Source organism: Mycobacterium sp. (assembly GCF_040509115.1).
Taxonomy (GTDB): domain Bacteria; phylum Actinomycetota; class Actinomycetes; order Mycobacteriales; family Mycobacteriaceae; genus Mycobacterium.
The window spans coordinates 1-6822 of sequence record NZ_JBEVLO010000153.1 but is presented as its reverse complement, the minus strand read 5'-3'; the positions used below and the strand labels follow the sequence as shown (position 1 = coordinate 6822).

General features: G+C 66.7%; 6 protein-coding genes. 3 read left to right on the top strand and 3 right to left on the bottom strand.

The window, feature by feature from the left end; genetic code table 11:
* Positions 1-2213: cadherin-like domain-containing protein (locus ABW137_RS11350; protein ID WP_526399884.1), on the bottom strand; the 2213-nt coding region annotated here is incomplete at its 3' end.
* A gap of 976 nt (positions 2214-3189) precedes the next feature.
* Here ABW137_RS11350 and ABW137_RS11345 point away from each other — a divergent pair.
* The 3 genes from ABW137_RS11345 (at position 3190) to ABW137_RS11335 (ending at position 4632) form a co-directional block, all read left to right on the top strand.
* Complete coding sequence (locus tag ABW137_RS11345) at positions 3190-3360, top strand: hypothetical protein (protein WP_526399882.1); 171 nt, start codon at positions 3190-3192, stop codon at positions 3358-3360.
* Between the two features lie 161 nt (positions 3361-3521).
* The gene (locus ABW137_RS11340; RefSeq protein ID WP_526399886.1) at positions 3522-3830 is read left to right on the top strand and encodes an RNA-binding protein; all 309 of its coding nucleotides are present in this window, start codon (positions 3522-3524) and stop codon (positions 3828-3830) included.
* Between the two features lie 31 nt (positions 3831-3861).
* On the top strand, positions 3862-4632 hold the full coding sequence (locus tag ABW137_RS11335; RefSeq protein ID WP_526399880.1) for an SDR family NAD(P)-dependent oxidoreductase: 771 nt from the start codon (positions 3862-3864) through the stop codon (positions 4630-4632).
* Here the strand turns inward: ABW137_RS11335 and ABW137_RS11330 are convergent, their stop codons facing one another.
* Positions 4633-5853 carry a mechanosensitive ion channel family protein gene (locus ABW137_RS11330; protein ID WP_526399879.1) on the bottom strand — a complete coding sequence of 407 codons (1221 nt, stop codon included), beginning with the start codon at positions 5851-5853 and terminating at the stop codon, positions 4633-4635. It lies immediately after the preceding gene.
* 385 nt (positions 5854-6238) lie between these two features.
* A partial coding sequence (locus ABW137_RS11325; RefSeq protein WP_526399877.1) for a TetR/AcrR family transcriptional regulator occupies positions 6239-6822 on the bottom strand: 584 nt, incomplete at its 5' end.

The window sequence follows — 6822 nt, the reverse complement described above, 5'->3', positions numbered from 1 at the left end:
TCGAAAGCTCCGTCATAGATGGCCATTACGGTGTCGACCGGCGCCGTGGTCTGTCCAAAGCTGTAGGACTGGGTGCTGGTTGGAGTGAACACGATGGCGATGTAGTTGCGAGTGCCCGAACCAAAGAGGCCAGAGGCCGTCCCCTGCGTGACCTGGCTGGGGTCGGTGATCGTGATCGCCGCACCGCTGGCGCCGACGACCTGGCCGCCTTGCCCCGGCGTATAGGTGTACGAGCCGTCCGGATTGATGACGATGCTGCCGTAGGTGCCGGTCTGGGTGCCGGGGTTGGCCACGGTCAGCGGTTCCACGTCGACGTCGGTGTCGTTGTCCAACACGTCGCCGGAAACCGGAGAGTCCTCGTCGGTCTCGGCCGCGTCGTCGACCGCGACCGGCGCGTCGTTGACCCCGGTGATCGTGATCGTGATGGTGGCGACGGGGCTGTCGACGTCACCATCGCTGACGGTGTAAGTGAAGCTGTCGCCGCGGGTTTCGCCGACGTCGAGGTCCTCCGCGTCCGGTACGTAGGTGAAGGCGCCGGTGGCAGGATCGAAGGCGGTGATGGTGCCGTTGGTGGGCGGGTCGACGATCGTGTAGGTGAGGGTGTCGCTGCCGTCGACGTCCGTGCCGGGGGGCAGCGAATCGACGAGGGCGGTGTCCTCGTCGGTGGTGAAGGCGCCGTCACCCGCAGCAGGTGCGTCGTTGGTGCCGGTCACGGTGATGGTGACGGTGGCGGGTGTGCTAGTGGCAGCGCCGTCGGTGACGGTGTAGGTGAAGGTGTCGTCTCGGGTCTCACCGTCGCCGAGGTCTTGGTCGGGAGTGTAGGTGTAGGTGCCCGTGGTGGCGTCGAAGTTGGTGATGGTGCCGTGGGCGGGGTCGGTGGCGATGGCGTAGGTCAGGGTGTCGTTGTCGGCATCGGTGCCGGTGGGCAGGGTGCCGTTGACCGGGGTGTCCTCGTCGGTGGCGAACGCATCGTCGAAGGCGACCGGCACATCGTTGACCGCCCCAACCGTGACCGTCACGGTCGCGGTGTCCTGGTGCCCCAGGTTGAACAGGCCCTGCAGGATCCCGTGGTAGTGCGGGGCGCCGCTGGCGTCTTGGACTGCGTACTCGAATGTGTCTGTACCGTGGAAGTTTTCGTTCGGCGTGTAGGTAAAGGTGCCGTTGGCGTTGAGGACGACGCTGCCGTTGGCCGGCTGGGTGTAGTCCGTGACCACCAGCGGGTCCTCGTCGAAGTCGCTGTCGTTGCCGAGCACGGCGATGATGACGTCGGTGTCTTCGTCGGTGGTGGCGGAATCGTTGACGGCTTGGGGTGTCTGGTTGAACAGCGTGCGTTGGATCTCGCGGCGCACCCAGGCAAGGACGGCCCACAACATCGGCGGTGAGCCGGGTGCTGCGGGGCCGGGGGCCAGGAAGGGAGTGAGGAAGGCTGCGGCGATGGTGGTGGCTACGCGCAGGACGACTCCTGGCAGGGTGGCCAGGCCTGCGAACAGGTCCGGTTGTGGGGGTTCGATGACGTTGGGGGCGGCCAGGGTGCTGACCGAGGGGTTCTGGCTGAAGCTTTGGGCGCTGAAGTCGGTCAGCGTCATCCGGTTGGCGTTGCCACCGGTGGTGTCCTGGTCCAGGGCTATGACGGGGGTGCCGCCGGCGGGGTCGTCGCCGTTGGGCTCCCCGGCGAGGACCTTGCCGTTGTCGCTGCCGGGTGCGAGGGGTGCAGGTGGGGGCGGCGCCTGACTGGATGGCGGTGCCGGATTGGCCGTGGGTGCCTGCGGTGCGGGGTCGGGGCTCGGCGACGGTGGGTCGACCGGCGGCGCCGGCGTGAGATTCTGGTCGGGGGTCGGTAACGGAGTGTCGGGTCCGCCACCGGCAGGGTGATCCTCGGGCTCAAGGTCTTGTTCGATGACGACGGTGTTGGCATCGAGGTTCATCTGCGGCACGTCACCGCCTCCGGTACCGGAACCGTTGCCGGGGTTGTCATCTCCGCCTGCGGGTTCGCCGTTGATGATCGCCACCGGTGAATCGTTCGGCTGATCACCCCCGCTGGGCCCGCCGTCGTTGCCACCGGGAGTCGGCTCGGCGGTTTCGCCGGGAGGGGTGTCGCTGGTCTCGTCGGCGTGCGCGACGGGGAGACCATAGCTGGTCGCCACGGCCGCACCGACGCCCAGGGCGACGGCCAGAGCGCCGATGCGGCCGATGAACCGGGAGTAGGTCCCCAAGGGGCTTGAGCTAAGCCCTGGTTGGCTTAGTGGAGTGAGCATGACGTGTTCGCCCGTCCGTGAACTCGTGGCCGCCTTGCGATGACGGGCAGTGGTCCTACGATGATTTCGCGCAGCACTCATGACACAAATCCCCCCTTGATCCAGTCCTCGCCGACGGCAAGGGTCCCCCTGGTCTGGTTCAGCAAACATAAGCTGCGAGATCGCTCAGCGCCAGCATTTCCGATGAATTTATTTATGACGTGTTTTGAGCCGTCCCGGTAACGGGTGACGATGGATCGCTGCGCCCCCGGGAAGTTTGCCTACTTGCGCAACGGATGACGTGCGCAACGGCTCGTCCCAGATTGGCAAACGCACTGGATGTCGTCGCTGCGAGAGCGGGCGCACGGCCCTCTGGCGCGCATCTCCCTCAAGATCATTCATGAGAGGCATATTTGCTGCCAAGTGCGGCGACCTTCGCCGTCCATCGGGCCAGGGCGGTGTCTTCGCGTCAGCGAACTATCGACCACCGCGGTGAAGAGCCGGGGTGCCGACGCTTTCGTTGCCATCTGGCAGGAGGCTCGGGGTCGGGTCGGGGCGGGGGTGTCGACCCATGTCGGTGCCATGACCGAACCCTTCCGCTGACTGTGCGTGGGTCGGGAATCGTGGCGAACAGGCCGTGATCCCGGCCGTATGCCCAACGACCCAGTGCCAACCAGGTACGCGTCGGTAGTTCTGCGCGGCCGACGGTCGCCGGCATGGCGGCGCTCGACCCGGTCAGGCCGACCGCTGGGTTCGACGTAGCGGTGGTGGGCTCACACCACCCCCCAAAGGCAGGGGTTCCCATGGCGTAGGAATGAATACCGCGGGACTCGACGGTGACAGCAGTGGGTTCCGTCATCGGTCGCGATACACGTTCCCCGCCGACCGAGGTGTCTCGCGTCGGCGGCGCTTCGTGACGGTGGCGGTTGTACTGGTGGCGTACTCGAATGTGTCTGTGCCGTTGAAGTTTTCGTTCTTCGTGGGGGTGAACGTGGTGGTGGTGTCGGCACCAAACGCGTTGTCGGACAACCCAACAATTACCAGCCCGATCCGGCCCACCGGCTGGCGGCGGATCTCGTCATCGCTCTGGACTCCGACACCCGCGGCGGGCAAGCCGACCGCCTGACGGCGTGCAGCGCAGGTGTCGCGCGGTGGCGAGGAGACCGAGCCGCCGCTGAGGCCAGGTGCGGCCGGTCTGGTGGCGCGTGAACGCCAAGGCCGTGCCACGAATCCCGCGATTCACGACACGAACGCCGCCATGACGCGCAACATGGCGACATGCAGACGATGCGGCGCGCAGCGGGCTGGGTGGCGGCGGTGATCGTCGCTGCCGGCCTCACCGTGGTCCAGGCGCCCGCCGCCAGTGCCATTTGCGGATCCGTCGGCGGACGGCACGTCGACGTCAGTGGTTGCTCGGACCCGCTCTACGAGCTCAACGACCTTCTTCCACCACCACCGCCACCGCCACCACCCCCGCCGCCCGGCGAGGCAGCGCCTCCGCCGCCTCCTCCCGTGTACGTGCCGCCCCCTCCGAGACCCAACGTCAGCGTGTGCGCCAACGTGGGTCGTCGCATCACCGTGACCGGGTGCGTGTGAGGCGCGACTGCAACGTGTTCTACTGACCGTCGTGGATCGCGCTACATACGACGCCCTTTTCGACATGACCGATCGCACCGTCATCGTGACGGGTGGCACCCGCGGAATCGGGCTGGCGCTGGCGGAGGGCTTTGCACTCGCCGGGGCTCGGGTCGTTGTCGCCAGCCGCAAGGCCGACGCCTGCGAGGCGGCAGCCCAACATCTCCGAGGGCTCGGTGGTCAAGCCATCGGTGTGCGCGCCCACGCGGGAAACCTGGACGACCTCGATGAATTGGTGGCCCGTACGGTCGCGGAGTTCGGCGGCCTCGACGTCGTGGTCAACAACGCCGCGAACGCGCTCGCTCAGCCGCTGGGGGAGATGACGGTCGAGGCGCTCAACAAATCGTATGAGGTAAACCTCCGAGGCCCGGTGTTCCTGGTGCAGAAGGCGTTACCTCATCTGAAGATCAGTCCCAGTGCTGCGGTGCTCAACATGGTGTCGGTCGGGGCATTCGTCTTCGCGCCGATGTTGTCGATGTACGCCTCCGGCAAGGCCGCGCTGATGTCGTTCACCCGATCGATGGCCGCCGAGTTCGCCGACGACGGCATTCGGGTGAACGCGATCGCACCCGGGCCCATCGATACCGACATGATGCGCAAGAATCCTCAGCCGGTCATCGACAGCATGGTCGGTAACACCCTGATGGGGCGGTTGGGAACGGCCGACGAGCTGGTTGGCGCCGCGTTGCTCTTGTGCTCTCCTGCGGGGAGTTACATCACGGGTCAGGTCGTCATCGTCGACGGCGGCGGTACGCCGCGTTAGTCAGTTGTCGCCGTCGTAGCGGATGCGGTGGCCGTTGGAGTTGCCGTCGTTGCCGGGCGCGGCGACCGCATCCTCGGCATCGAAGATCCGCCCGCGTTGTTCAGCGGCCGTGCTGCCGCTGAACAACGAGGCGTCGGCCAGGTCGCGACGCGTGGTGAGGTCGCGGGTCTCCAGTGCAGAAGCCTGACCGTCGAATTGTTCGACGCGCCAACGGGGTAGCGCTCCCGGGTTGGTGCGCTGCAGCCACCCGGTGATGCCCTCGCGGACATGGCAGCGCAAGTCGAAGAGCGCAGGCGCATTGGACGCACTGACCAGCATGCGGACTCGCAGGTAGCCGCCGACGCAATCGGTGACCTGCACGATGCCGACCCGGCCGTCCCAGAGGTCGTTGGCGGCCAACAGCCGTTCCAGCTCGGCCCGCATGGCGTCGATCGGAACGGTGAAGTCGAGGTCGAATTCCGCCGTGCCGAGCAGCTCGGTGGCGTTGCGCGTCCAGTTTTGGAATGGGGTGGTGGTGAAGTAGGTGCACGGCAATACCAGGCGCCGTTCGTCCCACACGTGGACGACGACGTAGGTCAGCGTGATCTCCTCGATGCGGCCCCATTCGTCCTCCAGCACCACCACGTCTCCCACGCGGATGGCGTCGGAGAAGGCGATCTGAATGCCGGCGAACACGGCACCGAGCGACGTCTGGGCCGCAAGGCCTGCGACCACCGACAGCACGCCTGCGGACGCGAACAACGTCTTGCCGATGTCGGTGAACGACGGGAACGTCATCAACGCCGCGGCCAGTCCAAACGCGATGATGACGGCGATGCTCAGGCGGCGCATCACCGTCACCTGGGTGCGGACCCGTCGACGGCGGCGATCGGCGTCGGTGATCTCGTCGCCGCCACCGAACCGCACGATCGCCTGGCGTTCGGCGACGCGCACGAAGCTGGCCACCAACCAGGTGCTGACCGCGATGACCAGCAGGACCATCAGGTGATCGACCCATCCGCGCCACGATGCGGACGGATCGACGACGCGTTTGACCGCGATGCTCGCCGCGATCACCATCAGTGTTGCGCGGCCAGGTATTCGGGTGAAGTGGGCGACGTCGGTGATCAGCGCGCTGCGGCGACCGATGCGCTGCAGCGCCCACGACAGCACGCCACCAATGACGTAGGCGACGGCGACGGCGGCGAACACCCATGCGGCGGATACCGCGACGTGGGTCATGGACGAGAATCCATCAGGCATGTCGACTCTCAGCTCCCGTTCGGGGGTCGGGTTCAGGGGGTCAGCTCTTGACGCTACGGGAGGTCGGTGCATGCGTCGACTCGGGCGGCGACATGATCCGATGCGCGCTCAGCCCGGATTGAGACGCTCGTCACGGTTTGAAAAGCGTTGTGCTGCCGTTGATTCGTCGCAGCGGTCGGGGAGGGCGTTCAGAGCGCATTCGGCACTCGCGGCCCGAGTCGCAGTCCGGACCAGTTGGGCGTCCGCTCCCGCACCGCCCGGATCGGCGGAGTTCAGAAGTCGCGCATCGCATTCGACGCGGCTCCCGTCGCGGGGACGGTCTGCCCACGTCGCGGCGCGGGGATTCACACCTGGTGCGCGCGCCTCAATCGGTACCGTGCCAGCCGCTGATCCCGACGACGATCAACCGCAGTTGCTTCACCGCCGTCTGCCGGATCTCGTCGAGTGCATTCGCGTCCGTTGCATCTTCGATGGCCTCCGCGATCGAGATCATCGCGTTGACGAACAGGCTGGACAGCATGTTGAGGTCCTCGGCGCTCCAATCGTTGAGGCCGGGGAAGCGGGTCAGATCGATCGCCAATTCCGAGGTGATCAGGCGGATCTCGGTGCGGATGGCGTAGCGAAGCACGGTGACTCCGCTGTTGCGTTCACGTCCGATGAAGCGCCAATACTCGCGGCGGTCGTTCACACCGGCGATGAGGATGTCGACGGTGGACTCGATGATGCGGCTCGGGTCGAGTTTGCCGGCGCGGGCGCCGCGCAGCATGTCGCGCAGGGCGCGGAACGACTCGTCGATCAGGACGAGGCCAAGGGCCTCCATCGAGTCGAAGTGCCGGTAGAACGCGGCGGGCACGATTCCGGCCTCGCGGGTCACCTCACGCAGGCTCAGCGCACTGAAGCTGCGTTCCTCCAGGAGGTGGAGGGCGGCGGACACGATGGCGCGCCGGG